The sequence below is a fragment of the Parabacteroides goldsteinii genome (genome assembly GCF_020091425.1).
GTDB classification, from domain to species: Bacteria; Bacteroidota; Bacteroidia; order Bacteroidales; family Tannerellaceae; genus Parabacteroides; species Parabacteroides goldsteinii.
In genome coordinates this window covers 1,402,406-1,418,114 of sequence record NZ_CP081906.1, presented here as the reverse complement: position 1 = coordinate 1,418,114, position 15,709 = coordinate 1,402,406, and the positions used below count along the sequence as shown (strand labels likewise).

Here is a 15,709-nt window from a genome sequence, read left to right as displayed (position 1 = left end):
TATACAAGATAAAAGATGGACAATCATTCGATAAATGCTATACTATTCACGTAAACACATAAAAAACCCCAATATCTTTATATGCATGGATATTGGGGTAAAAAATAATCTTACAAGATTATTACAGTTTCTCTATTTCTTCAAGCGTTAGACCAGTAGCCTCCAAAATAAGTTGAATATCTAGACCTAACTTTTTCATATTTGCAGCAATCTCATTTTGCTTTCGGATTTCACCTTCTACGCGACCTTCGGCTAATCCTTCCATACGTCCTTCTACACGACCTTCCATACGACCTTCCATACGACCTTCCATACGACCTTCCAGCTTTGCACCATCCAGAACATCATTTTGTATCATAATGGCATTCAGGTGTTCATCGTAAGCATGACGTTCTTCGGGAGTCATATTATAATAACGTAGTTTCTCACGCGCCTCTTCCAGACCGGGAGCCGTTGTATCAGAGCGGATACACCCTGTTTTCAGATACTCTATCCATTCTTCCAACGGGGTCACAGCTACTTGATTAAACTCGTTCACACGAATCAGGTAGTATTCCGGAAAAATTTCTGCCGGAAGCTTATGCACAATTGCATTTTTCTCTTTGGTAGTCACTTCCAAACGGTCACCCGTATGTACCCCCGTGAAAATATTCTGCCCATGATACAGGTAATCGTCCCCTTTTCCTATATCAAAATATAGAATACTTATGGAGTATATTTTTTTCACTTCGCAATAACGTTCTCCCAAAGAGATATGTTCTGTAATCGCCTTAGCCACACCATAAAGGATGCGTTCAAGATAATAGAGTTCACGTGTATTCTGTACTTCCACAATGATGATATCACCCTTGCTGTTTTTAGCCTTGATATCTACTCTGTTGAATTTATCGTCAATGGTTTGCTGGTTACTTTCACTTTCCAACAACTCGATGATTTCAACCTTTTCGTCCAACAACACGGAAAGGAAGCCTTCCAGCACTCCGAAATTAGCTTTCTGACGCAAAAGACGTTTGATGGCCCAGTCAAAGCGGATATAACTATCTTTCATAAGGCAATATGATTAAACATTTCTATGCAAATATAAGCAATCCAAGTCAATATAGTTTACGGAAGTCTTACTATTTTACCTCCTCTCCCTGAATATTTCAAATCAGTTCGTATGCAATACAATCGCACCACTAATATTATCCCCTGCCTTTAACGGTTTTCTGAACGGAGCATAATAGCTACTCAAGAACATTTCGTTGCCGGCAGTGACGAAATCTGCCACCAGGAAACGGATACGGTCTTTTTCCAGCCATGAACGCCAGTGCTGTTTGCCATCTGAAACGGCGGTTACCTTATTGCCTGCGGCATTGGTTAGGCCGGCGTACCAGATATTACGACGGGTAGAGCGGAAATCGTTGCTTCCCAATTCATTGTAATCGAGGCTCCACGACCAGGTAGGTTCCACCCGCGGATTGAGATGCGAGGGTAAACCGGAATAAAACAGGTCTGCCTCTCCTACCGGACGACTGATATGGTCTTCCGGATAAACACTCCACAGACCATCACGACGCCAAAATGTTTTATTGAAGGTTGCCGGAGCCTCAAAAACCAATCCCCATTGGCGGGGATTTACGTCAGCCAGCGCATTAAATGAATAGCTGACAGAAAGTTTTCCGGCCGCGTTGACAGTCAGTTTATAGCTTCCTTCAAATTCTTTATAGCTTCCTTTTACCGTGACAATGACATCGTCACCAACTTTTGCCGCATCGATTTCCGTCGGTTTCCATTCCGTGCAAATATCATTAAATAAAGGAGTATTTGCATTATGGTTCGGATAACAACCGCCGCCATTCAGAGGAAGCGCCATCAGCCACGGACCGCCGTTCAGTATCTCCTGCTTTCCCTGTTTCAACGACAGGATTTGTCCGGTCGTGCGACTCACTTCACAAATAAAGTTTTTGCCGGTAATGCGATAACGGTCACTTGCTTTCTTCAGTTGTGTCGTAAGCGGCTGCAACTCCGGTAATTCATTCTGAACCTGTTTACCTACCGGGATGATATACTCGTCGGCAATGAAACCGCGCGGATCGGTAAAAGAAAGATACAGCTCGTTTGCCTGATCCGGATTCATAATCGGAATACGTATCTGACCGCTCTCTCCCGGCTTAATCGAGGCAAAGGAAACTCCCTGTTCATCCCCATATTTCCAGTTGAGCTGCAATTCATTGAAATTAGTATAGGTATATCTGTTTTCCAAATGAATAACCAACTCTTTAGCTGGCGATAACCGGTCTGTTTGCACACGAATCGGACTATATATCTTTTTCATATCCCAATATTCCGGTTTCGGACGACGCCATCCGTCTATCGGTCCCCATGGACCGTAACCCACAGCATCCCCATTCGGCAATTGGAAAATATCGTCGATACCCGACCAGATAGAACCGCCCAGCACACCATCCGTCTTATACATATTCTCCCAGGTCGGAGACAGTGCCAGCGCCCAGTCGCTACGTACACCCGGATCGGTCACCAACTCGCTGCGGTTGTAAACATTCAGATGGCAATATTCCCCATACACCATCGGACGGTCACTCTTGGCGGCAACCTTATATCCATCCGGTCCGGGATAGTGAATATTGGAAATGGGAGCCGTACTTCCCTGGTTATTGAAACCGCCGTATGCCTGGTCATGGAAAGTATGCGGACGAGTCGGATCGGCTTTCTTCACATATACCTCAACCTGGGCAAACTCTTTGTTCCAATACGATTCGTTGGCAATCGACCAGAAGATAACGGACGGATGATTCCGGTAGAAATGAATCGTCTCCATATTTGCCTGCAAGACATACGGATAATATGTACTATCCTGGTAATCGAGTACTTTCCAGTTCTCATTCGCATGATGACCAATCCAGCAAACAGGTGCTTCCACTTCGACGAACATTCCCAGTTCATCACAGATTTCAAGTAATTCTTCGCAAGGAGGATAATGTGACGTACGGATAAAATTACAGTTAGCGGCACGATATAATTCCACATCTTTCCGTTCCAACTCCGGAGTCATGACACGACCGGTAAGCGGGTGCGCTTCATGACGGCAGACGCCTCTCAATTTTACCGGCTTGCCGTTTACCAACAGACGGTTGCCCTGTACTTCTACTTCACGGAAACCGAAACGTTTCTCTATCTGTTCAGTGGTTACGTCCGCATTTCCCAATTCTATTTTCATCGTATATAAATAAGGATGCTCATTATCCCATTTCCGGGGATCGGCCACTTTTCCGGTTAACCATCCGGTCCAGTTTTGGCCCGGAGACAGTTCCGGAATTACCTGATCGAGAACAACGGGAAGGCCGCCGATAGAAAGACGCGCTGCTATATTCTTCTCCGTCTCCTTTCCGGCATTTGTCACAGCCAGATACACTTTGAGTTCAGCATCCTTATATTGTTCATCCAACTCCGTCACGATACGGAGATCGGAAATATGCACATCGGGTACGGCAAAAAGCGTGACTTTGCGCGTAATACCTCCCAGTTGATGAGCGGCATACTGCGTCAGGCTTCCCAGCATATCTGCCAGCGATTCGCTACGGACCTTCAGTGCTAATCTGTTTTCTCCCGGTTGCAAAGCTGTGGTAGCATCCAACTCAAACGCAGTCATACCCCCCATATGGGTCCCTATCTCTTTTCCGTTCAGCCAGACAATACATTCGCTGGATACACCGTCGAAACGCAACTTCACCTGCTTGCCTTTCCAGTCCGCCGGCAACGTAAAAAGAGTCTGATAACCTCCAAAACCGGCAGAATCGACTTTGAATCCCTGCATCGACCATTGTCCGGGTACAACAATCGGATGCCAGCCGTCCGTATCGGCCTTACGGGTATAAAAATCAGCTTTCGGAGACGGATTAAACTGCCAGGTTCCGTTCAATGACAGAACCGGATTATACACGCCCGGCACACTGTACGGAACAGTTGTATAAACCGGAAGATGTTCTTCCACATTCACGGTCGTATCCACCCGGTAACTTTGTGTCTGTGCCAGCGCCAGCTTTTTATCCCCTTCAAACGGAATCGGTTTCTTTGGATTAGATGAATAAAGATTCAATTCCGAAACAATGGCATTCGGTCCTTTCAATACTTCGAAAACCAGTACCAGCTGTCCATACGCAAATGCCTTTTTCGGCAGGTCGATACGATAACGCTGTTCCTTCCCTTTTTCAAGAACGACAGGAGCCTGCACCTCGTTTCCATCGGCTACGATCCGTTGCCGCCGCTCGCTATCCGCCAGATAGACTACCTCCAACTGGTAATCCGCCTGTATATCCAAACGGTCGAAAGCATAGATAACAGACCCTCCGAAATTGCAGGTTCTTGCCGTCATACTTCCTCCCGTTTCATCGGGCATGGTATAATTATCGCCTTTTACCAGAAACGGCTGTTTGCCGTCCACACCACAGTCGTTGGAAGCAACCGGATGCAAGGTCGTTGTTTGTGCGCTCATTGTTACAATCGAAAGTAACAAGATCAAGGTACTTAGAACAGGCCTCCTGTGCCTGGATCGTTCAAGGTTATTCATGCTATATCATATTTAATATTTCTACTGCAATATTACGAATATATGCCCGCTTTACCCGTATATTTTTCCGATAGAAAAAACGAGAGGATGGAACTAATGCCGGATAAACTTATACAAAACGGAATAACGGCATATTACTAATTAATGACCTTATTTCATAATAATAATATATTATTGAATAATAAACAAGATATATAGTTCATTATCCAAATTGTTTCCGTTACTTTGCATCAGAAACAATAAGAGATTTATTTCGATCTTACTTTCACATGTATCTCCTCAGTTATAAACATTGAGTATTTCCATCTCTGATAAAGACCTTCCTAAAGTTTTATTGTTATATTATTAATTTTTTATTTTTATATTTATGAACATGTATATTGGTAACCTTAGCTACAATGTTAAGGAATCAGATTTGAGAGATGTAATGGAAGAGTTCGGAACAGTTGATTCTGTAAAACTTATTGTAGACCGCGACACTAGAAGATCAAAAGGTTTTGCTTTTGTTGAAATGCCGGAAAATGCAGAAGCCTTCAAAGCTATCAACGAATTGAACGGTGCAGAATACGAAGGCCGGGCAATGGTAGTGAAAGAAGCACTTCCCAGAAACTAATTGACTGACATTATATTTATTATATATCAGTAGAAGAAAGGATATTCCATATGGGATATCCTTTTTTTGCGTTTACAGTGTCAGGTTTTCTACGAATCAACTATCATACTATCATTCACTCGTGTAAATCTCTATATACATGCACATTAACCTATGACAGTTACCGCTTTTAACTATCACTAATCTAACATACAACCATCATTTTAACGAGATTTTAACCAAAGAACAGTCATTTCAATTCATAAAAAGTACCTGTAACCGTTCGATACCACCTCTTATAATTCGTCGCCCTACTACCTTTTTATCTCAAACCTATGACTTATTTTCATCCGAATACCTATTTTTTGTTGCCGGCATGCCCATTTCGACCTGTTTCACACCCCCATCTCAACGATGCTTACACCCGGGTGTCGAGCATATCAAGACCCGGGTGTCAAGCAACTTATATTACTATCCATCTGATTTTAAACAGTATACTTACTGAAAAGAAGTACTTATCTATCCGTCTTTTCAAGTAGGCTATGATAGTTGCATGATAGATAAGTGACAGTTAAAAACGGTAACTATCAGAAGACAACACGCATATATACAACATATTACACAAATAAATGATAGTATGACAGTTCATTTCAAAAAACATGATAGTAAATCTGTTTAGTTGAAATACTTATTGTGCCTTCAAACTATCTACCGGATTGGCATTTGCCGCCCGCCAACTCTGGAATGTGACTGTACCTATGGTAATGACCAGTACAATTGTCAATGCGGCCAGATATACCCACCAGTACATCGGTGTCTTATAGGCAAAACTTTCCAGCCATTTCTTAATGCCATAGTAACCGATCGGCGTAGCCAGGGCAAAACATACCAGTACAATATAAATATATGAACGGTTAAGCATTTTCAGAATTTCACTGTTAGTCGCCCCATGTACCTTACGCACACCGATTTCTTTCCGGCGATACTGTGTATCGAATACGACTAATCCGAATACTCCCACAAGCGATATGATTATTGCCAATATGCTGAAAACAGTAATCAGGCTACGCAAATTCTCTTCCTTATGATACAAATGATTAAAGATCGTATCATAAAACTGCACATCAAACGGATAGGCCGGATCAAGATCCGCCAATGTCTTACGGATATGATTAACAGCAGCATGCACATCGGATCCCGCTTTCAGACGAATATAAGAGACAGACATCGGATAAGGCATCTTTGACACCACAAAAGCAATATTGTTCTCACCGTTGCGAAGAGAGGTAAACTTCACATTTCCGGTAAATCCGATAATACGGCCGGGAATCCATGACTGAAGAATATCTCCCTGTTCCATATTTACCGCCAGTTTAGCTGTCTCATTAAATATATAAACAGGTTCTTCCGATAACTCATCGGACAAAGAGAAATCGCGCCCCTCTTCAACAGGAATACCCATCACCCGAAGGAAATTGGGAGAAGTCATGATCATGAAAAAATGAAACTCCTTTTGCTTCAAAACGGCTCCATTGGTACTGTAACCATCCTTTGAAGCCACTTTCTCCATGGCAAAAGCAACATCCTCGATATCCGGAAACTCCTTCAACCGATTTACATATGTCTCATGATGTTTATTATAAAGTTCTCCGCTTAATTCCACAATAGCAATCTGATCCTTATCGAAGCCAAGCGAAAAACTACGCATATAATCATTTTGTAACTGTACAAAGCTAGCCCCGATAATCAACAGGATGGAAACTATAAATTGTACACTGACCAGAATGGTACGCAGTTTACGACCGGACGGAGAAAGTCCGAAACTACCTTTCAGTACCAGTGCCGGTGGAAAAGAGGTCACATACCAGGAAGGATATAATCCGGCGACCACTCCGGTTATCAATGCCACTCCACCCGTGATCAAAACAATCGGTAAATTCTTCAGGATACTCAAATCAGCTTCCACAAAAGGTAAAGCGGTTGCCCTGCCGAGCATCCAGACCAAAACCAGACTGATCAACCAGGCTATAAGACTGACAATAGCAGCCTCCGCCAGCAAAGCGTTTCGTAATAATCTATCAGAACTGCCCAATACCTTTTGGGTATTGATACTCTTAATACGAAGAGGTGTCAGGGCCGTACTGAAGTTGGTAAAATTGATAGCAGCTACGATAATGATCAATAAGGCAATAAAAAATAACAACAAGGTCACTTCGTTATTTCCACTGCGGAAAATCATTCCGTCCTGGCTTTCATTCAGATAATAAATAGCAGTGAGAGGGGTAAGTTTAAGCTGTTGATCTTTCTTTCCTATTTTAGTAAAATCAAAATTTGCATTGAAGTTATCAACCACATCCTGTGCAGATTCCGCTTTATCCAGCAACACATAACAGGCAAAATTACTCGCCCCAAAATTATCCCGCTGAAAAGTCGGTCCGATAGCCGTATAGATCAGATTCCTCATCTGGGTGTTCCCGGGGAAATCTTTATAAACGGCACCAACGGTATATTCACGGTTATCTTTGGTCTCAACATTCTCTTCGGCATGCAACATTTTACCTACAGCCGGTTGGTCTCCAAAAATTTTCCGAGCTATGCTTTCAGGTAAAATAAGTTTATCGGGATCTTTCAAACAATCGATATCCCCTTCCAATATCGGGAAATCAAAGACACGGGTAATCTCAGGGTTACAAGTATATACCGGTTCGCGGTAACCAATCTTCTCTCCATTCTCCATAACGGAAAAATAAATAGCCGAATTATAAGGATAGATCAACGATCCGGCCTCAATATGCGGAGATGACTGAATAACAGTTTCTACAAATCCACGGGGTAAAATAAGACCGAATGTACCGGGAGTTTCCAACTCCACTCTGAAAACTCTTTCCGCCGTCGGATGACAACGATCAAAACTACGTTCATAATTTACCTGTATCAGAATAACGATAAAGGCTGCAAATGCAACTGCCAATCCCGCCACATTCAAAAAGGTTGCCATCTTGAACCTACGCAGTACGCTTAAAAAGTTTCTTAGTATTGTCTTCATTACTATTTATGTTTACTTTGGTAATTCAAATTGCATGCCAAAGCAACAACGCACAGAATAACAGAATATTAGCCCAACCGTCAGAAAAGAACAATGTCTAATAATTAGACAATGCTGTCAAATTATTAGACATTGAAACAGATTCTATGTAAAACGCTGTTACTCCGACTTCAAACTATCCACCGGATTAGCATTAGCAGCCTGCCAGCTTTGGTAAGTCACCGTACCGACAGTAATAGTCAGTACAATAAGCAAAGCCAGCGGATAGACCCACCAAAACATCGGTGTCTTATAGGCAAAACTCTCCAGCCACTTGTTGATCCCATAATAACCAACCGGTACTGCCAGCACAAAGCAAATCAGGACAATATAAATATAGGAACTGTTCAGCATCTTCAAAACTTCACCGATAGTCGCACCATGCACCTTTCGGAGACCGATCTCTTTCCGGCGATATTGTGTATCGAATACCACCAGATTAAAGACACCCACAAGCGAAATAATGATCGCCAAAAGGCTGAATACCGTGATCAGGCTACGCAAATTCTCTTCCTTATGATATAATTCGTTGAACACAGCATCATAAAACTCGATCTCGACCGGATAAGCCGGATCTATATCAGCCAGTGTTTTATAAATATGTGAAACGGTTGCATCGACATCTGCCCCGGCTTTCAGGCGTATATAAGAAGTAGTTAGCGGATAAGGCAGTTTCCCTGTCACAAAACCGATATTACTTTCTCCCTCTCGAAGCGAAGTAAACTTGACATTGCCTGTCAACCCGACAATATCACCCGAAGCCCACGAATCCATTTTATCCCCCACTTCCATGCCTACTTCCTGTTTTGCCGTACAATTAAAAATGTAAGAAGGAGTTTCAGCCATTTCATCGGCCGGATAAAAGTCACGCCCCTCTTCTACCGGGATTCCCATCACACGCAGGAAATTTGCGGAAACAAAGATCATAAAGAAGTGGAAATCATTTTCCTTGACAGAACCGCTGTTCGTACTGTAACCATCCTGCGAACCGACCTTCTCCAGAGAAAAAGCCACATCTTCGATACCGGAAAATTCCTTCAGGCGATTAACATAGGTCTCATGAGATTTAATATACAGGTCACTGCTCAAAGGAACGATCGCGATCTGATCTTTGTCAAATCCCAGCGAATAACCACGCATATATTTATTCTGCAAATGAACAAAACAAGCACTGATAATTAACAAAATAGATACCACATATTGGATACCGATCAACACCGTACGTAATTTGCGTCCCGACGGTGAAAGCCCAAAACTTCCTTTCAGCACCAGGGCCGGAGGAAAGGAGGTCACGTACCAGGAAGGATATAATCCGGCCAGTATGCCGGTAACCAATGCAATAACACCGGTCAACAAGACAATCGGCAGGTTATCTATTATACTCAAATCAGCCTCTATAAACGGCATGGTACCGGTCGAAGCCAGCACATGTACAATGAACAGGCTCGCCAGCCAGGCCACCAGACTGGTAATAGCAGCTTCGGCCAATAAAGCCCGACGTAATACGCAATCCGGACTGCCTAACACTTTCTGGGTATTGATACTCCTGATACGCATCGGCGTCAACGAAGTATTGAAATTCGTAAAATTGATGGCAGCCACTATAATGATCAGTAAGGCAATAAAAAAAAGCAACCAGGTCACTTCTTTATTACCGCTGCGGAAAATCGTACCATCCTGGCTTTCATTCATATAATAAATGTCCGTAAGAGGCGTCAACTTTATCTGTACCTTCCCACTCCCCAACTTGGAAAAGTCGAAGTTCGCATTGAAGTTGTCCGTAACAAGCCGGGCCGATTCCGGATTATCCAGTAAAAGGAAACATATAAAACTACTGGATCCGAAATTCTCACGCATAGTATTATCGATACCCGTATAAATAAGATTACGAATCTGCGTATTTTCCGGGAAGTCTTTATAAACGGCTCCGACAGTAAAATCCCTTACATTCTTGCTCATTATTTGCTCTTCGGCATGTAATGCTTTACCTACAGCCGACTGTTTTCCAAATATCTTACGAGCCATGCTTTCCGGTAAAATCAGTTTTTCAGGATCGTTCAGGCAATCGATATCGCCTTCGATGATCGGGAAATCGAATACATGGGTCAGTGCCGGATGGCAAGTCTGAATCAATTCATGATAGCCTTCCCGTTCGCCGTTCTCCGTCACCGTAAAATAGATGGCCGGACTATAAGGGAAAATCAGGCTACCAGCCTCGATATGGGGAGATGATCCTATAACAGCCTCGATCAATCCTCGCGGAAGGATACGGGAAAATGTCCCGGCCTCCGCTTCTATCTCTTCGCCACTCAATTCCACCCGGTAAATACGGTCGGCCGTCGGATGGCAACGATCGAAATTACGTTCGAAGCTGATCTGTATCATAATAATGATAAAGGTTGCAAAAGCAACGGCCAACCCCGCAACATTCAGGAAAGCGGCTAGACTGAAACGGCGCAGCACGCTGAAAAAGTTCCTTAATATTGTCTTCATATCAGTTTGTTTTTACGGCATCCATTCCAAAGCCGGATTATTCCGACTTTATACTTTCCACCGGATTCGAATTTGCTACCTGCCAGTTCTGGTAAGTAACGGTTATAAAAGTAATGGCCGAAACAATAACAAAGGCTGCCGGAAATACCCACCAATAGATCGGAGTACGGTAAGCAAAATTCTCCAACCAACGATATACACCATAGAATGCAACCGGAGCCGACAGCACAAAACAGATCAACAGGATCAACAGATAACTTTTGTTGAACATAAACAGTATCTCCGAGGTAGAAGAACCTAATACTTTCCGTACCGCCACTTCCTTGCGCTTATGTTCACTTTCGAAAACGACCAGGCCAAAAACACCGACAACAGAGATAAATATGGCTATCAGACTGAACAGGGTTATCAGGTTACTTATCTTCAACTCCTTGTCGTACGTATGTTGCAACACCTCATTGTAAAAAGAGACTTTAAACGGATAGACCGGATCGATCTTGCCCAACGATGCTTTTACATGTTCCATGGCAGCCCACAGGTCGCTACCGGCCTTTACTTTGATATAAGCTGCACTGTAATACCGGATTCCGTCATTTCCCTTCCAATACTTTCCACCGATGTAAAATGCCATTGGCGACACTTCATTACGGAAAGATGCAAACTTGATATTAGGAATAATTCCGGCAATCTCTTCACCTTCGACCGATTCACCCACCACAAGATCATACATATCGCGTGCCTTTTCATTAAATATATACGTTCCTTTATCTTTCAGATCATCTTCCGGCCGGAAATCACGGCCATCGATCACATTTATTCCCATGACATGCAGAAAACTCGGGGAAACCGGGATACATTGGAAATCGATAGGTTTATCGTTATAATTCCGTCCCCAGCCCATATAATAGTCCCGGCTCGACAATATCTGGTCGGCACACGTGATAGCTTCTATTCCTGAAAATGTTTTTATCTCACTTTCCAGCACACTCAGGTTTTTATTAATCTTACTGTTCAGCTCGACAACAATCAGTTCGTCCTTATCATATCCAAGCGGCGCACTTTGCATATAATGGTTTTGCAGGAACATGAACAGAGAACCGATGATCAGGATAAAGGATGCAATAAACTGAATACTGACCAGCGTACTCCGCAGCACACGTCCTTTAGGCGACAATCCAAAACTCCCTTTTAGCACCAGGGCCGGTGGAAAAGAGGTGATGTAACAAGCCGGATAACCCCCTGCCAGCGCACCGACCAACAAGGCAATGATCCCTGTGACACCGATAATTTTCCATTGTACCCCCAAAGACATATCGGCATCCACCAGAGAAGCAATAAACGAGTTTTCAGCCAGATGCAATACGACCAGCGAAATCAGGAATGCCACGAAACTGATAATGACAGCCTCTCCCAATAAACTCAGCCGTAGCAGGCTATCCGGACTACCGAGCACCTTCTGCGTATTGATGCTCTTAATGCGCATCGGCGTCAATGCCGTGCTGAAGTTCGTAAAATTGATACCGGCAATCAGCAGGATTATGAAAGCGATGGCAAACAGAACCTGTACTGTCTGACGACTGGCTTTCGGCATCGAATCGTAAGAAGCGTTGGTCAGGAAATGTAATTGGGTAAGCGGAGTGATATGCAGGTCGATCTTATCCCTTTCCCAATCCAGATCGGAACCGGCCATTTTTGTCTTATCGAAATTCTTTTTGAAGTTTTCCTTCACATCTTCCGCATTTGCCGGATCATCCATACGGAAAAAGAAATAATAATTACTGTTACCCCACTCATCATAATTTTCCTTCGGATCCATCTGGAGGTAAATGATATTGCGGACAGATGAATTACGGGGAAAATCTTTAAAAACACCGTTGACGATCGCAACTACTTTTCCCGATGTCCCGCCCATCAACTGTTTACCGATAGCCGATTCATTACCGAACAGGCGATTAGCGATGCTTTCGGGAATCATGGCCGACTTCGGTTGCTCCAGCGCCGTTTCATCGCCTTCCACCATATCGAAATGGAAAACACGGGTAAAGTCGGGGGTAACTGTCGCTATCGGATCCTGAAAGTTTTGTATCTCACCGCTCCGTTCGACACTGTAAAACCCGTCGGAAGTCCACGATGTCATAAGGGTTCCTGCTTTGATATGCGGCGACGATTCTGTAAAAGCCCTCGCCAAAGGACGGCTCATAATGGCTACCTGTTCTCCCTGATATTGCATATCCATCCGATAGATCGCTTCTGATTCCGGCTGGCAGGAATCGAACGTATAATCATAACTTACCTGCATCATGATCACCATAAATGCAGCGAAAGCAATACTTAATCCCAGAATATTCAACAAAGTCGCCATCCTGAAACGGCGGAGTACACTGATAAAGTTTCGTAATATCGTTTTCATATTGACCTCTTTTTATCCAATTCGTTCAAATAACATGCCAAAACGATAACTCTTTGTCAATCAAAAACATTTGGCTCACGCCTTAAAAATGAATGTCTAATAATTAGACAATGCTGTCAAATTATTAGACATTCATAAAGGAAAATAACTTTCCGGTCACTCCGACTTTATACTCTCCACCGGATTTGAATTAGCGACATGCCAGTTCTGGAAAGTTACGGTTATAAAGGTGATAACCGAAACAATAATAAAGGCTGCCAGAAATACCCACCAGTACATCGGAGTACGGTAAGCAAAGTTCTCCAACCAGCGATATACGCCATAGAAAGCCACAGGAGCCGACAAGACAAAACAAATAACCAGAATGATCAGATAACTCCTGTTGAACAGTACCAATATTTGCGGAGTGGACGATCCCAATACTTTGCGGACAGCCACCTCTTTACGTCTGTATTCACTCTCAAACACCACCAGTCCGAAGACTCCCACTATGGATATTAAGATCGCAATGACACTGAACAGGGTGATCAGGTTACTGATCTTCAGTTCCTTTACATAGGTACGTTGTAATATCTCGTCATAAAAAGAGACTTTAAAAGGATAAACCGGATCGATCTTCTTTAATGAAGCCTGAATATGTTTCATTGCCGCACGTAAATCACTGCCGGCCTTTACCCTGACATAGGCTGCCGCATAATATTTACTGTCGACTTCCCCTCCCCAATAGTATTTTCCCCAGACATAGAAAGTCATCGGTGAAACTTCGTTGCGGAAAGAAGCAAACTTGATATTAGGCATAAAACCAATAATCTCGCCACCGTCAATCTTATCCCCCAGTTCCAGATCGTACATCTCACGGGCCTTCTCATTAAATATATAGCATCCCGTATCTTTCAGGTCATCTTCTTGGCGAAAATCACGTCCGTCGGTCACTTTAATCCCCATTACACGAAGGAAAGAAGGAGACACCGGGATACATTGAAAGTTAATATCCTTATCTTTATACTCGCGTCCCCATCCCATATAGAAGTCCCGGCTCGATAAAACCTGTTCGGCAAAAGTGATATCTTCAATCCCGGAGAATGTTTTTACCTCACTCGCCAATACATCCTGGCTCTTATTCACCTTACCGTTCAGCTCCATCACGATCAATTCGTCCTTGTCATATCCAAGCGGTGTATTCTGCATAAACCGGTTCTGCAAAAACATAAACAGGGAACTGATAATCAGAATAAATGAAGCAATAAACTGGATACTGACCAATGTACTTCTGAGCAACCTCCCTTTTGGAGACAGTCCGAAACTGCCTTTCAGTACCAGTGCCGGCGGGAAAGAGGTAATATAACAGGCCGGATAAAGGCCAGCCAACACACCGACAGCCACAGCAATAACCGCCGTAGTAGTAATAACTCCCGACTGTGCCGAAAAAGCCATGTCGGCATCCACCAAAGAGGCTATAAAAGTCTTACCGGCTATAAACAACATCCCCAACGAAATCAGATAAGCCACTGCACTGACGATAATCGCTTCCGCCAGTAAACTCAAACGAAGCACACTATCCGGACTTCCCAGCACCTTTTGCGTATTGATACTTTTAATACGCATCGGTGTCAGTGCCGTACTGAAATTGGTAAAGTTGATACCCGCAATCAGTAAGATAACAAAAGCTATAGCAAACAAAACACGCACCGTCTGACGGCTGGCCTTCGGCATTGAGTCGAAAGAGACATTTTCCAGGAAATGTAGCTCGGGAAGCGGTGTGATACGCAGGTCAATACCATCTTTCTCCCAGTCAAAATCCTTACCGAACTGTTGGGATGCATCGAAATTCTTCATAAAGTTTTCTTTCACATCCTTCGTATTGGCTGGATCATCCATTCGGAAAAAGAAGAAATAATTCTGATTATTCCAAGTATCGTAGTTTTCTTTCGGGTGCATCTGCCGGTAGATAATATTCCGGATGGAAGAATTAAGGGGGAAATCTTTAAAGACGCCGCTTATTGTTGCTACCGTACTTCCCGTCTCTACATTCATCAGCCGTTTTCCTATAGCCGACTCGTCTCCGAACAAGCGACGCGCCATACTTTCGGGAATGATGGCAGTTTCCGGCTGATCCAGTGCCGTTTCATCTCCTTCCACCATATCGAAATGAAAGACACGGGTAATCCCGGGCGAAGCATTCACAACCGGGTCCTGGAAATTCAGCCTCTCCCCTTGCCGTTCGACACTATAAAAAAGTTCGGAATTCCACGACGCCATAATCATGCCGGCCTTAATATGGGGCGATGACTCTGTAAAGCCTCTTGCAAAAGGACGGCTGAAGACGGCACTCGCTTTTCCCTGAAAGTCCATGTCCATGCGGTAGATTGCATCAGCTTCCGGCTGGCAGGAATCGAACGTGTAGTCGTAATTCACCTGCATCATAATCACCATAAAAGCTGCAAAAGCGATACTTAATCCAAATACATTCAGCAACATCGCCATTTTGAAACGGCGAAGCACGCTGACAAAGTTTCTTAAAATAGTTTTCATATCAATTGAATTATTACTTCGATTTAA

7 protein-coding genes are annotated in these 15,709 nt (G+C 43.4%); 1 reads left to right on the top strand and 6 read right to left on the bottom strand.

Annotated features, from left to right (window positions below; translation table 11 throughout):
* Nucleotides 1-121 precede the first annotated feature (121 nt).
* Together K6V26_RS06805 and K6V26_RS06800 are read right to left on the bottom strand one after the other, a co-directional pair.
* On the bottom strand, nt 122-1,048 hold the full coding sequence (locus K6V26_RS06805; protein WP_224264913.1) for an Rpn family recombination-promoting nuclease/putative transposase: 927 nt from the start codon (nt 1,046-1,048) through the stop codon (nt 122-124).
* Nucleotides 1,049-1,150: 102 nt separating this feature from the next.
* The gene (locus K6V26_RS06800; RefSeq protein WP_317197529.1) at nt 1,151-4,570 is read right to left on the bottom strand and encodes a glycoside hydrolase family 2 protein; all 3,420 of its coding nucleotides are present in this window, start codon (nt 4,568-4,570) and stop codon (nt 1,151-1,153) included.
* A gap of 367 nt (nt 4,571-4,937) precedes the next feature.
* Here K6V26_RS06800 and K6V26_RS06795 point away from each other — a divergent pair, with 367 nt between their 5' ends.
* Nucleotides 4,938-5,183, top strand: coding sequence for an RNA recognition motif domain-containing protein (locus K6V26_RS06795; RefSeq protein WP_007653338.1), 246 nt, complete (start codon nt 4,938-4,940; stop codon nt 5,181-5,183).
* A 667-nt stretch (nt 5,184-5,850) separates the two neighbouring features.
* Here the strand turns inward: K6V26_RS06795 and K6V26_RS06790 are convergent.
* The 4 genes from K6V26_RS06790 to K6V26_RS06775 all read right to left on the bottom strand — a co-directional run bounded on the left by K6V26_RS06790 (nt 5,851) and on the right by K6V26_RS06775 (nt 15,682).
* Nucleotides 5,851-8,208 carry an ABC transporter permease gene (locus K6V26_RS06790; protein ID WP_046146828.1) on the bottom strand — a complete coding sequence of 786 codons (2,358 nt, stop codon included), beginning with the start codon at nt 8,206-8,208 and terminating at the stop codon, nt 5,851-5,853.
* A 159-nt stretch (nt 8,209-8,367) separates the two neighbouring features.
* Nucleotides 8,368-10,740 (bottom strand): ABC transporter permease, encoded by a 2,373-nt coding sequence (locus K6V26_RS06785; protein ID WP_224264911.1) that lies wholly within the window; start codon nt 10,738-10,740, stop codon nt 8,368-8,370.
* A 37-nt stretch (nt 10,741-10,777) separates the two neighbouring features.
* Nucleotides 10,778-13,150 carry an ABC transporter permease gene (locus K6V26_RS06780; protein ID WP_224264910.1) on the bottom strand — a complete coding sequence of 791 codons (2,373 nt, stop codon included), beginning with the start codon at nt 13,148-13,150 and terminating at the stop codon, nt 10,778-10,780.
* A gap of 156 nt (nt 13,151-13,306) precedes the next feature.
* Nucleotides 13,307-15,682 (bottom strand): ABC transporter permease, encoded by a 2,376-nt coding sequence (locus K6V26_RS06775; RefSeq protein WP_224264909.1) that lies wholly within the window; start codon nt 15,680-15,682, stop codon nt 13,307-13,309.
* Nucleotides 15,683-15,709: the final 27 nt, after the last annotated feature.

Bases quoted from the DNA above. Each gene is read 5' to 3' on its own strand.
- K6V26_RS06790 (WP_046146828.1), bottom strand. From the start codon at position 8,208: ATGAAGACAATACTAAGAAACTTTTTAAGCGTACTGCGTAGGTTCAAG.
- K6V26_RS06785 (WP_224264911.1), bottom strand. From the start codon at position 10,740: ATGAAGACAATATTAAGGAACTTTTTCAGCGTGCTGCGCCGTTTCAGT.
- K6V26_RS06805 (WP_224264913.1), bottom strand. From the start codon at position 1,048: ATGAAAGATAGTTATATCCGCTTTGACTGGGCCATCAAACGTCTTTTG.
- K6V26_RS06775 (WP_224264909.1), bottom strand. From the start codon at position 15,682: ATGAAAACTATTTTAAGAAACTTTGTCAGCGTGCTTCGCCGTTTCAAA.
- K6V26_RS06780 (WP_224264910.1), bottom strand. From the start codon at position 13,150: ATGAAAACGATATTACGAAACTTTATCAGTGTACTCCGCCGTTTCAGG.
- K6V26_RS06800 (WP_317197529.1), bottom strand. From the start codon at position 4,570: ATGAATAACCTTGAACGATCCAGGCACAGGAGGCCTGTTCTAAGTACC.
- K6V26_RS06795 (WP_007653338.1), top strand. From the start codon at position 4,938: ATGAACATGTATATTGGTAACCTTAGCTACAATGTTAAGGAATCAGAT.